Source organism: Terriglobia bacterium (assembly GCA_032252755.1).
Lineage (GTDB): Bacteria > Acidobacteriota > Terriglobia > Terriglobales > Acidobacteriaceae > JAVUPY01.
Genome location: JAVUPY010000034.1, coordinates 1 through 18,667, shown reverse-complemented (window position 1 = coordinate 18,667; position 18,667 = coordinate 1). Strand labels below are relative to the sequence as shown.

Annotated in this window: 18 protein-coding genes; 12 read left to right on the top strand and 6 right to left on the bottom strand. The window is 57.2% G+C overall.

Going from position 1 to position 18,667, the window contains the following annotated elements:
• Positions 1-69 precede the first annotated feature (69 nt).
• Together ROO76_08555 and ROO76_08550 are read right to left on the bottom strand one after the other, a co-directional pair.
• Positions 70-1,290, bottom strand: a complete 1,221-nt coding sequence (locus tag ROO76_08555; GenBank protein MDT8068204.1) for a threonine synthase — start codon at positions 1,288-1,290, stop codon at positions 70-72.
• Positions 1,291-1,414: 124 nt separating this feature from the next.
• Complete coding sequence (locus ROO76_08550) at positions 1,415-2,143, bottom strand: tetratricopeptide repeat protein (protein ID MDT8068203.1); 729 nt, start codon at positions 2,141-2,143, stop codon at positions 1,415-1,417.
• A gap of 88 nt (positions 2,144-2,231) precedes the next feature.
• Between ROO76_08550 and ROO76_08545 the strand changes: the two genes are divergently transcribed.
• The 6 genes from ROO76_08545 (at position 2,232) to ROO76_08520 (ending at position 7,546) form a co-directional block, all read left to right on the top strand.
• Complete coding sequence (locus ROO76_08545) at positions 2,232-3,107, top strand: Cof-type HAD-IIB family hydrolase (protein ID MDT8068202.1); 876 nt, start codon at positions 2,232-2,234, stop codon at positions 3,105-3,107.
• A gap of 166 nt (positions 3,108-3,273) precedes the next feature.
• Positions 3,274-3,807, top strand: coding sequence for a hypothetical protein (locus ROO76_08540; GenBank protein ID MDT8068201.1), 534 nt, complete (start codon positions 3,274-3,276; stop codon positions 3,805-3,807).
• 80 nt (positions 3,808-3,887) lie between these two features.
• Positions 3,888-4,613 (top strand): lytic transglycosylase domain-containing protein, encoded by a 726-nt coding sequence (locus tag ROO76_08535; GenBank protein MDT8068200.1) that lies wholly within the window; start codon positions 3,888-3,890, stop codon positions 4,611-4,613.
• 117 nt (positions 4,614-4,730) lie between these two features.
• On the top strand, positions 4,731-5,792 hold the full coding sequence (locus ROO76_08530) for a lysylphosphatidylglycerol synthase transmembrane domain-containing protein (protein MDT8068199.1): 1,062 nt from the start codon (positions 4,731-4,733) through the stop codon (positions 5,790-5,792).
• Between the two features lie 115 nt (positions 5,793-5,907).
• Positions 5,908-6,423 carry a transcriptional regulator NrdR gene (gene nrdR, locus ROO76_08525; GenBank protein MDT8068198.1) on the top strand — a complete coding sequence of 172 codons (516 nt, stop codon included), beginning with the start codon at positions 5,908-5,910 and terminating at the stop codon, positions 6,421-6,423.
• Between the two features lie 97 nt (positions 6,424-6,520).
• Positions 6,521-7,546: an isocitrate/isopropylmalate family dehydrogenase gene (locus ROO76_08520; protein ID MDT8068197.1), complete on the top strand. Its 1,026-nt coding sequence runs from the start codon at positions 6,521-6,523 to the stop codon at positions 7,544-7,546.
• Between the two features lie 8 nt (positions 7,547-7,554).
• On the opposite strand, the gene ROO76_08515 is transcribed toward ROO76_08520, so the two are convergent.
• Together ROO76_08515 and ROO76_08510 are read right to left on the bottom strand one after the other, a co-directional pair.
• Positions 7,555-7,944, bottom strand: a complete 390-nt coding sequence (locus ROO76_08515) for a hypothetical protein (GenBank protein MDT8068196.1) — start codon at positions 7,942-7,944, stop codon at positions 7,555-7,557.
• A gap of 400 nt (positions 7,945-8,344) precedes the next feature.
• Positions 8,345-9,388 carry an SDR family oxidoreductase gene (locus ROO76_08510; GenBank protein MDT8068195.1) on the bottom strand — a complete coding sequence of 348 codons (1,044 nt, stop codon included), beginning with the start codon at positions 9,386-9,388 and terminating at the stop codon, positions 8,345-8,347.
• A gap of 165 nt (positions 9,389-9,553) precedes the next feature.
• Here ROO76_08510 and ROO76_08505 point away from each other — a divergent pair, with 165 nt between their 5' ends.
• Positions 9,554-10,654 (top strand): enolase C-terminal domain-like protein, encoded by a 1,101-nt coding sequence (locus tag ROO76_08505; GenBank protein ID MDT8068194.1) that lies wholly within the window; start codon positions 9,554-9,556, stop codon positions 10,652-10,654.
• Positions 10,655-10,677: 23 nt separating this feature from the next.
• A complete protein-coding gene (locus ROO76_08500; protein MDT8068193.1) occupies positions 10,678-11,058 on the top strand; it encodes a sensory rhodopsin transducer in 381 nt (126 codons plus the stop codon).
• Positions 11,059-11,147: 89 nt separating this feature from the next.
• Here ROO76_08500 and ROO76_08495 read toward each other — a convergent pair whose 3' ends face one another.
• Both ROO76_08495 and ROO76_08490 read right to left on the bottom strand, forming a co-directional pair.
• Positions 11,148-11,627: a hypothetical protein gene (locus ROO76_08495; protein MDT8068192.1), complete on the bottom strand. Its 480-nt coding sequence runs from the start codon at positions 11,625-11,627 to the stop codon at positions 11,148-11,150.
• Positions 11,624-13,489 (bottom strand): glycoside hydrolase family 15 protein, encoded by a 1,866-nt coding sequence (locus ROO76_08490; GenBank protein MDT8068191.1) that lies wholly within the window; start codon positions 13,487-13,489, stop codon positions 11,624-11,626. The genes ROO76_08495 and ROO76_08490 overlap by 4 nt, the downstream gene beginning before the upstream one ends.
• Before the next feature lie 122 nt (positions 13,490-13,611).
• Between ROO76_08490 and ROO76_08485 the strand changes: the two genes are divergently transcribed.
• From ROO76_08485 to ROO76_08470, 4 genes are all read left to right on the top strand, one after another.
• Positions 13,612-14,967: a sensor histidine kinase gene (locus ROO76_08485; protein MDT8068190.1), complete on the top strand. Its 1,356-nt coding sequence runs from the start codon at positions 13,612-13,614 to the stop codon at positions 14,965-14,967.
• Positions 14,964-15,614 carry a response regulator transcription factor gene (locus tag ROO76_08480; protein MDT8068189.1) on the top strand — a complete coding sequence of 217 codons (651 nt, stop codon included), beginning with the start codon at positions 14,964-14,966 and terminating at the stop codon, positions 15,612-15,614. The genes ROO76_08485 and ROO76_08480 overlap by 4 nt, the downstream gene beginning before the upstream one ends.
• A gap of 177 nt (positions 15,615-15,791) precedes the next feature.
• A complete protein-coding gene (gene otsB, locus ROO76_08475; protein MDT8068188.1) occupies positions 15,792-16,589 on the top strand; it encodes a trehalose-phosphatase in 798 nt (265 codons plus the stop codon).
• Positions 16,586-18,073 carry a trehalose-6-phosphate synthase gene (locus ROO76_08470; GenBank protein MDT8068187.1) on the top strand — a complete coding sequence of 496 codons (1,488 nt, stop codon included), beginning with the start codon at positions 16,586-16,588 and terminating at the stop codon, positions 18,071-18,073. Before otsB ends, ROO76_08470 begins: the two co-directional genes overlap by 4 nt.
• Positions 18,074-18,667 lie beyond the last annotated feature (594 nt).

Here is an 18,667-nt window from a genome sequence, read left to right as displayed (position 1 = left end):
GTGCAAGGTTCACGGTGCAAGATACAAGATAGCAATGTTTTCTTGTGCCTTGCACCTTGTTCCTTGTACCTAGACCGGTTGTATGATTCCGCCGATGTTCCGGCTTTTCGGCAACTCCTTCTTCGCCGCCGGCAGCGGGATGTTCAGGTATTCCGCCACTGCTTCGAAGTACTTCATTCCACTCCCAGTGTTGAACATCACGGTCCGGTCGGTTTCTCTGAGGAACCCGCTCTTCCGCAGCTTCTTATATGCTGCGAGCGACGCCGCCCCCTCCGGCGCGGCAAACACGCCTTCATCGCGTGCCCACTCCGAGAAGCACTCCATGATCTCCTCGTCAGTCACGCCCACGGCCCCCCCGCCGCTTTTGCGCACCGCGTCCAATACGATGAAGTCACCCAACGCCTTTGGCACACGCAATCCGCTCGCCACCGTCGCAGCGTCTTTCCACATCTCGCTCGTAGCCTTACCTTCGTCGTATGCTTTCACAATCGGCGCGCACCCTGTCGACTGCACCGAAATCATCTTTGGCCTCTCAGGCCCGATCCATCCCATTTCCTGCATTTCGTCGAAGGCCTTCCACATCCCGATCAGCCCGACGCCGCCGCCCGTCGGGTAAATCACGGCTTCTGGCAGCTTCCATCCGAATTGCTCTGCGATCTCATATCCCATCGTCTTCTTGCCTTCGATCCGGAACGGCTCCTTCAGCGTCGAAACTTCGAACCAGCCCTCGGCTTGCTTGCGCTCTGCGACGATGCGCCCGCAATCGCTGATCAGCCCATCGACCAGCGTGACCTTTGCCCCGTATGCCTCGCATTCCATGCGATTCGCGATCGGCACGTCCTTCGGCATGAAGATGTATGCTTCCACTCCCGCACGCGCTGCGTACGCCGCCAGGGCTCCCGCCGCATTTCCCGCCGATGGCACCGCAACCTTCTTTATGCCATAGTGCCGAACCATCGTGATCGCCGCCGACATCCCGCGCGCCTTGAAAGACCCCGTCGGATTCAAACCCTCGTCCTTGATAAAAGCCGCGGGATGTTTCCTGCTCGGCAGCATCGGCGTCATACCTTCGCCGAGCGTCACCGGCTCCGCCCCTGGCAGCACCTCGCGATACCTCCACATAGTCGGCTCTCGCCCCGCAAGGGACTCCGGCCGGAACGTTTTGCTTATCTTCTTTATGTCATAGCGCACATACAGTGGCCCTTGGCACTTCGGACAAAGATTCTGCGGCCCCGCGGGCGAAATCTTCTCCCCGCACCGCGCACACTCAAAATGAATGATTTCCGCCATGATGACTCGACCTATTCGAAGTAAGCCACGTTGTTGAGTTTCGTGCTATTACGATGAACGAACGACGAAGAACGAAGAACCTTTGCCAAACTGAGAACGGAGAACTGGGAACTGGCAACTGCCTTTACATCATTGCCATCAGCTTGCGCGTCAGCCAATACCACTTGCGCTCACGCCGCCGCAAAAATCCCGGCTGCGTCTGGCGTTTCGCGATAATTCTCTGCAACCACTGTTTCGCTTCGGCCTTGCGACACTGTGCAGCGAGAAATTCCGCATAATGATATTGAGTTTCAGTCAGCGTCGAAGTCCGCACAACATCGGCGAACAGTTTGTCCGCCTTTTCGTTCTGTCCCGTTTTGCCATAGGCGAACGCCAGCAGCCCCGCTGCGCGCTGGAAATCATATTTCGGATCCGTCTGCACGGCACGCTCAAGGTCCGGAACCGCCGCCAGGTACTCGCCCAACTCTACCTCGGCTACTCCTCGCCGATAGAATGGGTCCGGCGAATCCGTCCGCGCCGAAATTGACCGATTGTAGGCGTCCCGGGCCTTCTGCCACTTGCCTTCGTCGAGGTACAGCTGCCCCAACTCCTCGAAATTCCCGGCCGAAGGGTTCTCCGTGACCACGGCTTCCAATTCGCGAATTCTCCGCCGCCGCGGAAATACCTTGAAAAACTCCGGGTCGCGAATGTCCGGCAGCGCCTCAACCGCCAGGTAAATGATCGGACCGATCGTAGGTAGCAGGAAGATGATGAACAGCCAGTAAGTACCCGGCCGGCTGCGGATCCAGTGAATCAGCGCCAGCACTGTCAGCAGAAAGCCAAGTCCGTAGGGGAGATATCCGAAACCAAACATGTGAGCCCTTAATGGTAAATCAGCGCCCGCCACTTCGTAATCTATTTCCACTTCGACATATCCGGCAGGGCTATCCGAAAATGGCCCGATGGCCCGATCGCCTGATGGCACGATTTACAATATGCTCGTGGCCATTCGCCTTATCGCGATCGACATCGACGGCACTCTGCTCGACCCCAGGTTTCAAGTTTCGACCGCCAACCTGGAGACACTTGCACGCGCACACAACCAGAGCATTGAAGTTGTACTCGTTACTGGCCGCCGCCACACTTTCGCGCTCCCTGTCGCCAACGCGCTGGGCTTCGAAGTCACGCTCATCAGTTCCAACGGCGCCGTCACACGTTCCTCGAACGGCGAACTTTTCCATGACGATCCGCTTCCGGCCGACGTCGCGCTCCGCCTGCTGCAATACATGAGCGGCTTCCGTTCCAACACCGTCCTCACATTTGACCGGGAAGGGAAGGGGGCGATCGTCATCGAATCTGCCGACGAACTCAACCTCTCGATTCAAAAGTGGATGGAGAAGAACGCCCAGTGGATCGATCGCGTCATCCCCCTGGAAGACGCCATCACTGAAGATCCCATCCAAATGATGTTCTGCGGCAGCATCTCCCGAATGATGGCTGCTCAGAAAACGCTCATCGAATGCGAATTTGCCGGCGAGTTCACCGTGCTGCGCACCCAGTACGATCATCGCAATCTCTGCATGCTCGATGTTCTCAACCAGGGCTGCTCAAAGGGACACGCTCTCGAACGCTGGGCCACGCATCGCGGCTTCACCCGTGACGAAGTCATGGCAATTGGCGACAACTTCAACGATGTCGAGATGCTCCAGTTCGCGGGCCTCCCGGTGCTGATGGGAAATGCCTGTGACGAACTGAAACAGAACGGATGGACACTAACCCTCGGCAATGATGAGAGCGGCGTCGCTTGGGCGGTAGAGAAAATCCTCGAATCGCAGTAACCAGTCGCATGGAAGCCATGCTCTGGCACTTTCCGGCGACCCTTACTCCGCCTGCACGATCAACCAAGCCTGATTTATTCGTCATCCAAATGACTGATCACGTCTTTGTGAGTAAGCCCCGGAACTAACGATGACAAATGGGTTTAAGCTAACTTAGAGGCTCCCCATGTCGAACGGATACTCGTTTCAGCATCAGGAGACTTGCGCTTCTGACACTCGCCAAAGCAGCATCTCCCCTGACGATCGTACTCTCCTGCAAAATCCCGCATTTCTGTCCAGGGAGGAAAGAAATCGCGTTCACTCTTCCTTCAGAATCTGGCTCTCCGCCATTTTCATCAGCGTCATCGTATTTTTTCTCGCGCTCGCCATCCAGTGGACCATCTACGACCGTTACCTGCACGAGGCCGGCATTCGAGTTGTGGGTTCCGGCATTGCCGCCTGCGTCTCTATCATCCTGGTATTGGTTCTTCGAACCGCCGCCCGCAACCAGCGTCTCCGGGAACTCGAGCGTCTCGAAACCATCGCGCTACTCAATCACCACATCCGGAACGCCCTGCAGGCCATAGTCTCCAGTTCCGGCGCGACGAATTCCACCGACACAATCCGCTCTGCCGTAGAACGCATAGAATGGGCTCTCGGCGAGGTTCTCCCGGGGATCGAACACCCGGCCGAGCGCCACTCCAACCCTCCCCGCAAGTAGTGGCGGGTACTCGTACAGGCACCTTCGTACATTTTCTTCATCAACTTACGTTGACGATCCATGCGAAAATAACAGCTCCGGTGCGGTACTCTCTCAAACTCGCAATACTCCTGCTCGCGCTTGTCGTCTGCGCCCTCGCAGGTGACCGCGCCGTCCTGCGCAATGGCTTCACCATCGACCACAATCGCCGTGAAGTCATTGGCGATACTACGCGCCTGTACACTTCTGGCGGCTACGTCGATGTCCCCACCAGTGAGATCGTCAGCTACGAGCACATCGAGGCTTCACCACCGCATCCCAGTGCGGCTTCCGAAAAAAACATGCAGGACCACATCGCCGAGGCCGGAAAATCCACCGGCATTGATCCCGACTTCCTCGATTCGGTGATCCACCAGGAAAGCGGCTTCAATCCCAATGCGGTTTCCCCAAAGGGTGCTCGCGGCCTCATGCAGCTGATGCCCGAAACCGCCGACAAACTCGGGGTTCGCAACAGCTTCGATCCCGCCGAAAACATCAACGGGGGTGCCGCATACCTTCGCCAACTCCTTGAGCTCTATCACGGAGACGCCCAGAAGGCGCTCGCCGCCTACAATGCTGGACCGCAACGCGTGCAGCAGTACAAAGGTGTCCCGCCCTATCGCGAAACCCATGCCTATGTCGCCAGAATCATTCGCGAATATAACTGCAAGAAACTCGCCGAGCAGGCCACTATCAGGAAGCGAGCGCTGACGAACAAGAAATCCGCTCCGAAGAAGCCGACGAACACAGAAGCTGGAAAGTCCACCGCAACTCAACCTGGCTCGTAGCTCACGATCCACAATCCACGATTCCAAATCCACCAGCACCAGTGACGAACAAACAGCCACCACCGACTCGTCGTTTGACCCTAACCCCTCCCTCATATACCTTGTAGTTTCGCCTTCATGAACAGGAAGCACACGCTTACGGTGCTCATCATCGCCGCCATTCTCGCGGTACTCTTCTACTTCCAATTCCGTCAATACAAGGAATTCCCCTGGGGCAAGTTCAAGGAGGTCAGCGCCAGCCTTTTTTCCGACCCGCAGCGTCTCACCCACATTCTCGCGGCGACCGGACTCATCTACCTGACATACTGGCTACGCGCAATCCGCTGGAAGCTCTTCCTCCGTCCCATGAAACGCGTTTCCGTCGCCAGCGTCCTGCCAGCACAGTTCATCGGTTTCACAGGGCTCGCGCTGCTCGGGCGTCCCGGCGAATTCTCCCGGCCTTACCTTATTGCCAAGCGCCACGACCTCAGCTTCGCCTCGCAACTGGCTGTGTGGTCAGTCGAGCGCATCTTCGATATGGGTGCATTCGCGGTCCTCTTCGGCATTGCTTTAATCCGTCTCGCCCCTGAACTCCGGTCGATGGCTCATGGGCAGCTCGTGAAACTACAGGAAGGGAGCTACGTCCTCATCGCCACGATTGTCTGCGCCGCTCTGGGCATATTTCTCCTCCGAACCCAGCGCGAACGCTTTTCTCACTGGGTCGAGACGCGCCTTCCGCACGGCAAACTCGGCCACAGCATAGGGCGTAAACTCGTTGCCTTTGCCGAGGGCCTTGACACCATCCACGACCTCGGCTCCTTTATCCAGATCGCCCTGCTCTCCCTCGTAACCTGGTTTGTCATCGCGCTCAGCTACCTTGAAGTCCTGCATGCGTACCCCGATGTCACCCTCGGGAACATCAGCTTCCGTGCGATCTTCGTAATCATGGCCGGCAGCATGGTCGGCTCTCTCCTGCAATTGCCCGCCGTAGGCGGTGGCTCCCAACTCGGGACCATTACCGTGATGAACCGCGTCCTCGGTATCAATGAAACTTACGCCACCAGCGCCGGGATCATCCTCTGGCTCGTGACGTTTGCCTCGGTCATCCCCGCCGGTCTTATCCTCGCTCACCGCGAACGCATCTCCCTCCGCAAGGTCTCCGAAGAGAGCGAGACCAAAGCCGAAATGGAAAGCGTGTAAGCCGTCTGAATTGAATCTTTTCAGACTTTTCCTGAAACGATAGCCCTAGTCCGATGGCACGATTGGTTCGCCCAGTTTCCCGTTTTCCGCCATCGCATTTACAATCAACTTATCCATGAAATGCCCATTTTGCGGGTTTGAAAACGACAAAGTCGTCGACTCGCGTGAAAGCAAGGAAGGCGAGTCGATTCGGCGCCGGCGAGAGTGCCTGAAGTGCGAAAAGCGCTTCACCACCTACGAGCGCATCGACGAGATCCCGTACATGGTCATCAAGAAGGATGGCCGCCGCGAGAAGTTTGACCGGCAAAAGGTCCTGAATGGCCTGCTCCGCGCCTGCGAAAAACGGCCAGTCTCCATCGGCAAGCTGGAACAGATCGTCAATGAAGCCGAAGGCTTCGTCGTCGACTCAACCGAGCGCGAGCGTCGCACCAGCGAAATCGGTGAGCTGATCATGAATCGGCTGCGCAACATCGACAAAGTCGCGTATGTGCGCTTCGCCTCGGTTTACCTCGACTTCAAGGACGTCCACGAGTTTATGTCGGAGTTGCAGGATTTGCTGCAAACGAAAGATGTAAAAGTACTTAAGGAGCCGCTGAAGCTGACGACTCCAGTGAAGGGCAAACCGCACTAAACGGGGCTGGTGGTTCGTGGCTGGTTGTTGGTGGATGGAGCCACAAACGTCTTAGCCTTGACCAGCGACCGGCCGCCATCCACCAGTCACGGTTTATATGACAAATTCATACAAAGTCACCCTCATTCCCGGCGACGGCATTGGCCCCGAAGTCACGAAAGCCGCCGTGCGCATTCTGGAAGCTACCGGCGTCAAGTTCGATTGGGAGCAGTTCGAAGCCGGCGCCGAAGCCTACGAAAAATACAAAGAATACATTCCACGAGCCCTGCACGAATCCATCGAGCGCACTAAGGTCGCGCTCAAGGGTCCGGTCACCACGCCAATCGGTGGCGGTTTCTCCAGCATCAACGTCGAACTGCGAAAGCGTTTCGAGTTGTTCGCCAACTTCCGCCCAATCCAAAATTTGCCCAATGTTCCAACGCGATACCCGGATGTCGATCTCATCATCGTTCGCGAAAACACCGAGGGCCAATACTCGGGGATCGAGCACGAGGTTGTCCCGGGCGTCGTCGAGAGCCTGAAAATCATCACCGAGAAGGCGTCGACTCGTATTTCCAAATGGGCGTTCGAGTACGCTCGGCGCACTGGGCGAAAGAAGATTCACGCTATCCACAAAGCCAACATCATGAAGCTATCGGATGGCTTGTTCATCAAGTGCTCGCGCAATGTCTCGAAGGATTATCCGGAGATCTCTTACGCCGAGCACATCGTGGACAACACCTGCATGCAACTTGTGATGAACCCTTACCAGTACGACATGCTGCTGCTCGAAAATCTCTACGGCGATATCGTCAGCGATCTCTGCGCAGCGTTTGTAGGTGGTCTCGGCCTGGTTCCCGGCGCGAACTACGGACACGAATGCGCCATCTTCGAAGCCGTCCACGGCTCGGCCCCGGATATCGCGGGCAAGAATCTCGCAAACCCGACCGCTGTTCTTCGCTCAGGCGTGCTTATGCTCCGCCACTTTGGCGAAAGCGAAGCCGCGGACAAAATCCGCCGCGGCGTCGAGATCGTTTACGGTGAGAAGAAGCACATTACCCGCGACATGGGGGGCACAGCCGGAACCAGCGAATTCGCCGACGCGGTGATCGAAGCCATGGAACGCGCGCGCATTCCAGCCTGAGACATGGCTTAGTTCGCGATCATTAGCTTCTTCAACCCTCTAATCAGGGAATCAGCGCCGTTATGAACGCTTAGCACGGCATCTGCTAGCCGCCGATCGTCGGCCTGTTGCGTGCCGTCGCGTGAAAGAAAAACTACCTTGGTTTTGCTGTTCTTCCTGCGCAATTCGGAAACCAGTAGAGCTTTGTCCTTTGGTTGAACCAATGGACCGATAATCAGAGCAAGGAATTTCGGCTGACGCAGACAGAGTATGGTCTCCCCGATGCTGGAAGTAAGTGTCGTCCGATATCCTGCCTTTTCCAACTCAGAGCTGATAAGGCTACTACTTGCCTTGTCATATGTGAGGTACACGATTTCCCGCGTTGTCTCGGAAGTCTTTTGCTGCTCGGTGGTGCTCACGGCTGTTCCCCGAAAAATTAGCAACCTGAATCTGTAACGTGAATTGACCGGAGATGGCTTATTGAACGTCAGCCAAGTAGCTAGCAGATACGTGAGCAGAGTAGCTGCAGTAGGGAACTGGAAGAGGATACGCGCCCAGGGACACTGACGGCCGTCAACTGCTGCGGGATAACATAACAGAATAGAAACGCGCTGCCGACGATCGCAAGGGACAGCGCTAGCGCGGCTTTCGACGCGCTAAGCGATGTCGGGTCGAGGTTTACGAACGGAGAGATGCAGACTGCCAGCACGCAAACCACGAGCGCAATGGCGACAATCGTCTTGAGGATTCCCCACACAGCCCACTATTGACGCATATCGACGCGCGAACGTCAACCCTGATGACCATCTGGAACTCTGGTTATGCAGCTCTAAAACGCGTCCAGCTTGGTTCTTCTTCTTCTTTGTCTTTCCTGTTCGCGATCTTCCATCCCGCGGCGGCTGCCCCGATTCCCATCAGGATTGCACCAAGCAGTTTCACATGGCTCTCGGCCCAGAACTCATAACTTCTCGGCCGTGCCCGCTCGTCGAAAGCGCCGTGAGCACCATGGTCCCCGGGAACCGGCTCCCACAAATTGTTCGGTCGGTTCGGATCGTCGGGACCGTTGTATTGCTGCGCGTCGTAACCCGTGCGTGCAAGATAGTGGTCCGCAAATGAAGGTGCAATCTTGTTACCAACAATCGCCTTCACCGTCGAGCTACCGACGTAGTACTCGCGCCGGTTCGCGTGATGCGCGGCGTAGTACACCGCGCGCGCTGCTACCTCCGGCTGAAAAATTGGCGGTACCGGCTGTGCTTTCCTTGGCAGACGGCTTTTACACCATCCAAACTGTGGCGTATTCAGTGCCGGCATTTGCACAATGGTGGTCTGCACTTGGCTCTTGTCGTGCAGCAGTTCTGTTCTCAGCGAAGCGAAGAAGCCCATCACTGCGTGCTTCGACGCGCAATATGCCGATTGGAGCGGAATGCTTCGATAGGCGAGCGCCGAGCCGACATGCACAATGGTGCCCCGGTCGCGGGGCAGCATCCGTTTCAGTGCAGAGAGAGAGCCGTACACGTACCCGAGATACGTAACTTCGGTAACGCGTTTGAACTCTTCCGCGGTCATCTCTTTAATAGGCGAGAACACCGATGTCATGGCGATGTTAGCCCAGATGTCGATCGGCCCGAGTTCGCTTTCGACGCGCTGAGCCGCCTCTTCCACCGCCTTCGGATCCGCCACATCAGTTGGCAGAACCAGCGCCTTTCCGCCTGCTTCTTCCACCTCGCGCCGCGCGGCTTCCAGCCCATCGCGGCCGCGTGCAATCAGCCCGATATGCGCCCCATGCTTTGCGAATTCTCTTACGGTTGCGCGCCCAACTCCCGCCGACGCGCCAGTGATGACCACAACTTCCCGTTTCTTCATGCAACACCTCGTAGTCCCTATTGGCAGCCTGTCGGTCGGATGCCGGAGTGCGTCGAGAACGTTTGCTCGCAATCAGTTACGACACCGCAATTTCGCGTTATACCAATTCTGAATTTGCGGCGAACGTAGTTCCGCTCCGTCACATCGAAACCAACGAGGCGAATCATGGCGATTCGAGCAGAAGTTCCCATCCAGTCTGTGGACGTTTCGAGCTACAAGGTTCCGACCGACTATCCGGAGTCCGACGGCACTCTGAAATGGGACAGTACGACCATGGTGCTGGTGCGGGTCTCCGTCGGCGGCGAACGCGGCCTTGGCTACACATACGGCGACGATGCCGTTGCACAGCTCATACACGGCAAGCTCGCCAAAGAGATCAAGGGAATGGACTCGATGTCGCCTCAGTCCATATACCAGGAGATGTGGCGTAAGATTCGCAATCTTGGCCGCCCCGGCATCTGCTCCATGGCGATCTCCGCCATCGACTGCGCCATCTGGGACCTCAAAGCGCGCTTGCTCAAACTGCCGCTCGTGACCTTGCTAGGGCAGGTTCGTCCCGGCGCCACAATCTACGGCAGTGGAGGTTTCACCTCCTACTCTGACCGCCAACTGGCGGATCAACTCAAGGGCTGGGTGAAGCTGGGCATCCCGCGCGTGAAGATGAAGGTCGGACGCGACCCCGAGCGCGATGTCGAACGCGTCCGCCTGGCGCGAAAAGCGATCGGCGATGCCCCCGAACTCTTCGTCGACGCCAACGGCGCCTACGGGCGCAAGCAGGCTATCGAACAAGCAACAATTTTCGCAGAGTCAGGGGTCCGCTGGTTCGAAGAGCCCGTCTCCGCCGACGACCTCGACGGCCTTCATCTCGTTCGCGACCGCGCTCCCGCCGGAATGGAAATCGCCGCCGGAGAGTACGGTTACGATCCGTTCTATTTTCGCCGCATGCTGTCCGCTGAAGCCGTCGACGTCCTTCAGGCTGATATCACCAGATGCGGCGGAATCACCGCTTTCATGCAGGTTGCTGCGCTCTGCCAGGCTCACAACATTCCGCTCTCGGGACACACTGCGCCGGCGCTGCACACGCACCCTGCGTGCGCAGCCATTCCGTTCAAGAACCTCGAATATTTCCATGATCACGTGCATATCGAGCGAATGTTCTTCGATGGCATTCCGGAGCCGATAAACGGGGAACTGCGGCCCGACCTTTCGCGACCCGGCATGGGATTGGAACTCAAGAGGTCTCAAGCCGAGAAATATGCCGCATAAGCGAAAAAGGCACAGGAGGGAGTATGGCAAAAGCAGTAGGAGTTCGCGAGTGGGTCATCGCCGAAGGTTACATTCCATCGGAGAGTCACGGCCCGCAACCGCAGATGACGAGCCACGAAACCGTCTGCATCCTCAACGCCGGCGATCAGGATGCTCACATTGAAATCACCATCCACTACGAAGACCGCGATCCGGTCGGCCCTTACAAGATCACGGTTCCGGCGCGCCGAACCAGGCACCTTCGCTTTAACAATCTCAAGGACCCTGAGCCGATTCCACGAGACACCAATTATTCCAGCGTGATTCGGTCAGATGTTCCCATTGTCGCGCAGCACACACGACTCGATTCGCGCCAGGCCAACAACGCGCTCCTCAGCACCATGGCATACCCCAACGCCGCGTGAGGGCTATTCCGTGCCCCACATCTGCCGAAGTTGTCAGATGTGGGTATTCACCTTGGGGCCCTGGTGTCCTCTGCGTTGTTCCTTTGTCGTTATCTCTTCAATTGGTAGAACGCTCCCAGCATCGCTCCGAACACGATATGTGAAATGACAACGGAAACCGGCGTACGAAACCCGTAATGTAGCGCCAGAAACCCCGGCGGCTCCAGCATATTCTGTGCGGTCGGACCGTGCTGCTCGCTCGCCATACGTGGGTGCACACCTGGCATCAGCGAGACCAGGGTCACCAGCACGAAGAGCGCGTGCGCTATTCCGATGACTGCTCCCCGCCACCATCCGGCTGCCCCCAATGACTGGAAAATGAATACGTAGATCAGCGAGAAGAACAGGCCGAGTCCCATATGCGCGAAAAACCCGTAGACCTTTGCCCGGTCGCGATCAGGCGTAAAAATCGTTCCCAGCATGTATGGCAGGTTCATGCGCGTTAGTCCGAGCCCTTGCGCGCCCGCGCTGATCGTCGTCAGCGCCATCGTCGACACAAAACCCCATAAGAGCCAGCTCGCCCAGTTCATCTCATTCCTTTCGGTTCTGTAACGTCCGCGCCGACGTTGATTGCTGGATGACTCTCTCCTCGTTCTTTCTCCTGCAGCGTCAGCGCCGCGCTGATCAGCCCGATATGCGTGAATGCCTGCGGAAAATTGCCCAGTGCGTCCCGGGTCTCTGAATCAGTCTCCTCGGAGAACAGTCCCAAGTCATTGCCGTATCCCATCAACTTTGCGAATTGATCGTGCGCACCATCCAAATCGCCCGACATCGCGAGGTGATCCACCGCCCAGAATCCACAGACCCCAAACGCACCTTCTTTCGGCTCTCGCTTATATCGAAACAGCAGGCCGCCACCGGCACCGAGTTCCTCGCATACCTTCCGGTAGGTGCTCTTCATCCGCTCCGAATCCGCCGCTTCCAGGCCATACCATCCGATGCGCAACAGCGTCGCATCCATGCTGTCTCCATCCAGGATGCTCACATAGCTCCGCAGCTTCTCGTTCCATGAGCGGTTCTCGATCTGCTCGCGGATCCGATCGCGCTCGCGCGTGAACACTTCGCGTGGAACTCCGCTCAATTTCCCTTTATCGCTCATTGCCAGCAATCGGTCCAGCGCCGTCCAGCACATCAAGCGCGAGTGCGTATGATGCTGCCGTCCCGAGCGCGGCTCCCAGATACCCTCGTCAGCCCGATCCCAATTCTGCGCCACATAGTTGCCGAACCCGAGCAGCACTTTTTGGGTCGTCTGATCGAAGCGTCCGATATGCTCGGCGTATTGCGCGCTCGCGTCGATCACCTCACCATAAATATCGAGTTGAAACTGGCGGCGCGCCCCGTTACCTACACGAACCGGCCGCGAGTCGAAATATCCGCTCAGGTAATCCACTTCACGCTCGTGCGGCGCAATTTGGCCGAACATCGTGTACAGAACACGCAACTCTGGCTGGGTGAGTTTCGTTGCTTGCAGCAGCCACGTGATAAAACTCTCCGCTTCAGCGTAATAACCCAGCCCAAGCAAAGAACGAATGGTCAATGAAGCATCGCGCAGCCAGCAGTATCGATAATCCCAGTTGAGATTGCTCCCCAGTCTCTCTGGAAGGGATGTCGTTACGGCAGCCGCGATTGCACCCGATGGTGCATATGAGAGCAGTTTTAACGCCAGAGCGCTTCGAACCACCGCCTCGCGATAAGGCCCCTTGTACGTGCACTGATTGGCCCATTCTTTCCACCACTCGACGGACCTTCTGATTGCCGCGCGTATCGGTTCGCCGAGCACCGAAAACGCGGCTGGAGATTCCTCTGAATACGTGAGTGAGAACTGCAGTTCCTCTCCCGCCTTGAGCGTCACCTCGGCGGTCGCGCGGTCATCCTCAAACTTCCAAGGAGCATTACTCAGAACCCAATATGCTCCACGACCGACATCGAAACGCAAGCCAAACGCGCCGGCATCACGAATCCGCGGAGCCTGCCGTCCGTAATCGCATCGCGGTACAAGTTCGATGCCGAGCTTCATCTCGCCGCCAACGCACTGCAACTGCCGAACGAGTTCATGGCTCGGAACCGTGTTCTGCCGCTTGAATTGCTCCGAGGCGACCGGCATCAACTCTGTCAGCACCGCTTCGCCGGAGACAGTCCGAAACCGGGTCTCCAGCACGTTCGAGTCACCAACATAAGCTCGTGTGACTTCAAAGGGACCGTCTGGAGTTATGCTCCAATGCCCACCCTTTTCCCGATCGAGGATTGCTGCGAAGATCGGTGGGCTATCGAATTGTGGCCATGCCAGCCAATCGAGCGACCCGCGATTTGAAACCAGCGCGGCCGACCGGGAATCCCCAATCACGCCGTAATCACAAATTCTCGCCGGTCGGGTTGAATCAAATCGAGACATATTTGAGCAGATGATGATCTGAGTGGGAATGGTTTGATCGTCAAAGTGTCCGTAACGCTGCTGTAATTGTCAAAATACCCCCCGTGAATCTTGCCTGCATTAGCAGGTACACTATTGCAAGTATGTGGAGCCGCAATACCATTCTGTCCCGTTCATCCGTCGTGCTTGCCATCGGTTTCGGCAGCCTGATCGTGCTGATCGCGGTGCTCGGATTCGGTGCGATCCGTCGTGCCAAAGCAATCTATAACGAGATGGAGACCACGCAAGCGGCCTTTCTCCGGGCGGAGGCCTTTCGGCGCGATATCGTTGCCGATATGTACCTCTCGGACATTCTGGTTCGCGATTATCTCCTGGATCCCTCACCGCTGAATGCCCCCGCGCATCGCCAGCAACTTCTCGATATCCGCGCTTCCTTGCAAAGCCGGCTTGATTTATTGGCGCAACGCAACCAGGGAACCGATTCGCAATCGCTCGATCGTCTGCAGGAGGAAGTGCAGGGCTACTGGGATTCTCTCGATCCAATTTTTGAATGGACCGCGCAGCAGAAAGCGCAACGAAGTTGGATATTCCTGAGACGCAAGGTTCTGCCGCGCCGTCAGGCCGTAGTCGCACTGGCCCGTGAGATGGCACGAATCGACCAGGAGAACCTCCAGAAGGAGCGCCATCGCATCCAGGAGAGCCAATCCATTCTCCGGAAATTCCTCGTTCGCATGATGGGCTTCGCCCTTCTCCTGGGAACGTTGGTCGCCTTTGCGACGACCTACCGCGTCACCGCATTGGAGCGTGCGCAGGAAAACCAGCGGAAGCGAATCGAGAAAACCGAAAACGATCTGCGACGACTATCTCGAAGTCTGGTGCAGGCTCAGGAGATGGAACGTAAATCTCTGTCGCGCGAGTTGCATGACCAGGTAGGCCAGACCCTTACCGCGCTGGGAATCGAAATCGGTAACATCGCCTCTTCGCGCGACACGGATCCCACCACTTTTCGTGCGCGAATCGAGGAGGCTAAGACTTTGAACGCCCGCGCAATCGGAACACTCCGCGATCTCGCCATGGGTCTTCGCCCTTCCATGCTCGACGATCTCGGCCTGGAACCGGCATTGCAGTGGCAGGGCCGCGAGTTCTCCCGTCACACTGGCGTCCCTGCCACCGTGCAGGTCGATGGAAACCTCGAAGAACTCAGGGATGCGCAGCGCACCTGCATTTATCGCGTCGTTCAGGAGGCCCTTACCAACTGTGCTCGTCATGCCCTTGCCAAAAACGTGCTTGTATCGCTGCAATCGCACGGTGATCAGGTCGTTGTTGTCGTTCAGGATGACGGCACCGGGTTTGATGTCGCCGCTCGCATGCAGGGCGGGCTTGGTCTCCTCGGAATGCAGGAGCGCGTCGCCGAACTTGATGGCAAACTGAATATCTCGTCCGCGCCAAGGAAGGGAACTACCGTCAGGGTCGAACTCCCGGTCGGAGTCATAGCATGAATAAAGTCAGAATCCTGATCGCCGACGATCATGGCATTGTACGCAAAGGCTTACGACTTCAACTCGAGCAGCACGAAGAGTTCCTGGTAGTCGGCGAAGCCGCCGATGGCCGCGAAGCGGTGCGCCTCGCCGAAGAACTTACTCCCGACGTCATCATCATGGACATCGCCATGCCGAACCTGAACGGCATCCAGGCGACCACTCAACTCGTGAAGAAGAACCCGAGTCTCGGCATCATCATGCTCAGCATGCACTCCGACGAAAGTTACCTCACGCGCACGCTCAGCGCAGGTGCCAAGGGCTATCTCCTCAAAGACACGGCCGATCTCGATCTGTACCGCGCCGTCCAGTCAGTTGCGCAGGGTAAACCCTTCTTCAGCCCCTCGATCGCCAAGACTCTCCTCGAGGACTACATGCGGCAGTTACAGCAGCGCGGTTTACAGGATACCTACGATCTCCTCACGGACCGTGAAAAGGAAATCCTGCAGCTCCTCGCCGAAGGCAAGTCGAACAAGGAAGTCGCCAGCCACCTGAATCTCTCACCCAGCACAGTCGAAACTCACCGAACGAGGATCATGCAAAAATTGGACTTACACAGCTCTGCCGATATCGTGCTCTACGCCGTGCGCAAGAAAATCATTTCCTAATTACATGGTTTCCTGAGTTACATACCCTGATTTTCTCACCCAAATACAGCCAACCCTGTATTCCATGCCCATCACCAAAGCGCCATACTGATTTTCGGTAGGTCGCTTTCCAGGCGCCCACCTGGAAATCCAATGTGGTTGAAAACACTCAGTAAACGTCATAGCGGAGATCCCCCGATGAGTACCGCGACTGCACGAATCAACGACATCGACATTTTCTTTCGTCAACTTTCCGACTCGCGCCAGCGAGTTCTCCTCATCGACTACGACGGCACTATTGCCCCGTTCCAGGTGGATCGCGCCAAGGCGGTCCCATACTCGACGATCCCCGAACTTCTCGATTCCATTATGGCCACGTGCGGCACCCGTGTTGTCCTCGTAAGTGGCCGCTCCGCACGCGAGCTTCCCGGACTACTGGGCCTCCGTCCCCACCCTGAGATCTGGGGATCGCATGGATTCGAACGGCTATTTTCCGATGGACGTTATGAAATCGGATTTCTGAGTGAACGCACCCTTGCCGCTCTGGCCGAAGCCGCTTCGGGTCTCGAAGAAGCCGGTCTCGGCGCGCTGACTGAACTAAAAGTCGGCTCCATCGCCGTGCACTGGCGCGGGATGACGACCGCGCACATGGAAGAAGCCCGAACCACGTGTTATCGAACTCTCTCTCCGGTGGCGTGCTCGGGGAACCTCTTGCTCTCCGAATTCGACGGCGGCCTCGAGTTGCGTGCCCGTAATTGCAGCAAAGGGGACGCCGTCCGCGCCATTCTTTCCGAATTGAACAGTGACATTCCGGTCGCCTATCTCGGAGACGATCAGACCGACGAGGACGCCTTCAAAGCCCTGAAGGGCCGCGGACTGACCGTTCTCGTTCGCCCCAAATACCGCACCACAACCGCCAGCGTTTGGATCAAGCCACCCGGAGAACTGACTCAGTTCCTTGTCGACTGGGTTCACGCCTGCGGAGGTGACGTATGAGTATCGACACTCGTCTCATCGTCGTCTCCAATCGTTTGCCCTTTCGTATCGTTGAGAGTGAAGGCGCTCTGAGCATCGAACGCAGCTCCGGAGGCCTCGTCTCGGCCTTGTTGCCGCTCTTCAAGAGAAATGGAGGGTGCTGGATCGGTTGGCCTGGAACCTCGTATTCGGCGGAAATCGAACAGATCGTCAGCGCGCAGCACGGCTCTAATTACTCTCTGAGGCCAGTATTCCTCACCGCCGAAGAAAAAGAGTGCTTCTATCACGGATACTGCAACGAGATCATCTGGCCTTTGTTCCACGACCTGCAATCGAAATGCACCTTTGACCCGCGCTACTGGGTGTCCTATCGCGAAGCCAACGACAAGTTCGCGCACTCGACCGCGCAGGTCGCCCAGAAAGACGATTTCATCTGGGTCCACGATTATCACCTGATGCTCCTCGCCCGCGCTTTGCGTGCCCGTTCACTGCGCAACGAGATCGGGTACTTCCATCACATCCCGTTCCCACAGCCAGACATATTCGAAAAGCTGCCCTGGCGCATCGAAATCGCCCGCGCTTTGCTGCGCTTCGACAGTATCGGTTTCCAGACTGAACGCGATCGCCGTAACTTCCTGACTTGCGTTCGCCGCTTCGTACCGGAAGCCCACGTGCAAAAGTCGAACGGGCGTGTTGTCATCCAGTCCGATGGAACCTACACCGTCGTCGGTACCTACCCCATTGGCATCGACTTCGAAGACTTTGCAACTCGCGCGGCGGAAAAATCGGTCACCGATCGCGCTCACGAGATCCGGCAGGAGTTCCCGGACTGTCGCCTCATCATCGGCGTAGACCGTCTCGACTACACCAAGGGAGTCATTCAACGCCTCCTCGGACTCCGCACTCTGCTCCGTTCCGATCGAACCTGGTTGCGACGTGTGCAGATGGTTCAAGTGGTCGTGCCGAGTCGTGAAGAGATTCCCGAGTATCGCCAACTTCGCGAACAAATCGAGAACCTCATCGCTGAGATGAATGCCGAGTTCGGGGACTCTCGCTGGGTACCGGTGAAGTACGTGCATGGGAGCCTCTCGCGGCCTGAGTTACTCGCCCTCTACCGCGCTGCTGACATCGCGCTTGTCACGCCGCTCAAAGACGGCATGAACCTTGTCGCCAAGGAGTTCTGTGCGGTGCGCGTAGACGAAGGCGGAGTGCTCGTGCTAAGCGAGTTTGCGGGTGCGGCGGCGGAACTGTCCTGCGGGGCCCTGTTAATCAACCCGTATGACAGTCAGGGAATCGCCGCCGCGCTCTCCAAGGGCCTCCAGATGAGCAGGGACCAGCAGCAGGTTCGCATGCAGCGCATGCGCGAGGTGGTCGGACACAACAACATATTCGATTGGTGCAGAGCGGTTTGCGCCCTCGAATCACCTCTGCTTCGGCAGGGGCGTCGTCCCGGCAATCTGCAACTCCCTGGCAGGATGGCCCAGTACGCAGCACGTGCCGTTTGAAGAACTCGTCCGGTGACGAGGGGGAACCCGGAGCCGGCTCTAATGGCCGAGCCGGCTCCGGGATTCGAGATTTACAAAGAAACACAAGACAAATACAAAAAATACTTTCCCACCCTCTTGCACTTCACATGCTACCTGTGGCATCTTACGTTTCGCGTAGGAGAAACGCCCCAATGAAACACATAACGCAAATCTCGATGCGTGGACGGAAGCCGGAATACCTCGGCTACGTCAATTGGGCGTGCTCTGATCTGTTCAGTTAACCTTCCGGCGCTCCGATCCTACGCAATCGCACGCAATCAGGCCTGACAAACACACGCATTTTCGTGGGTTTTGTCGGTTCGGTATGGGCGATAAGAGAGCGCAACTCTAATCAGGTTTTGCTGGTGGCGAAGACTGCGGTTACTTCGACTGTAAATCGACTAGCCCTCTGGGGCAACCGCAATCGAGTGTTCCCCAGCATTGCCAATCCGTGGCGAAGTGCACGGCTACTTCTGAGGGCGTGGACCTTCGGGTCTCGTCGAGGCGTCGCAGCCTATGGCCGTGTGCGGGTGTTCCCGGATTGGCGTTAAGGGCCGCGCGGTGGTGAGAACA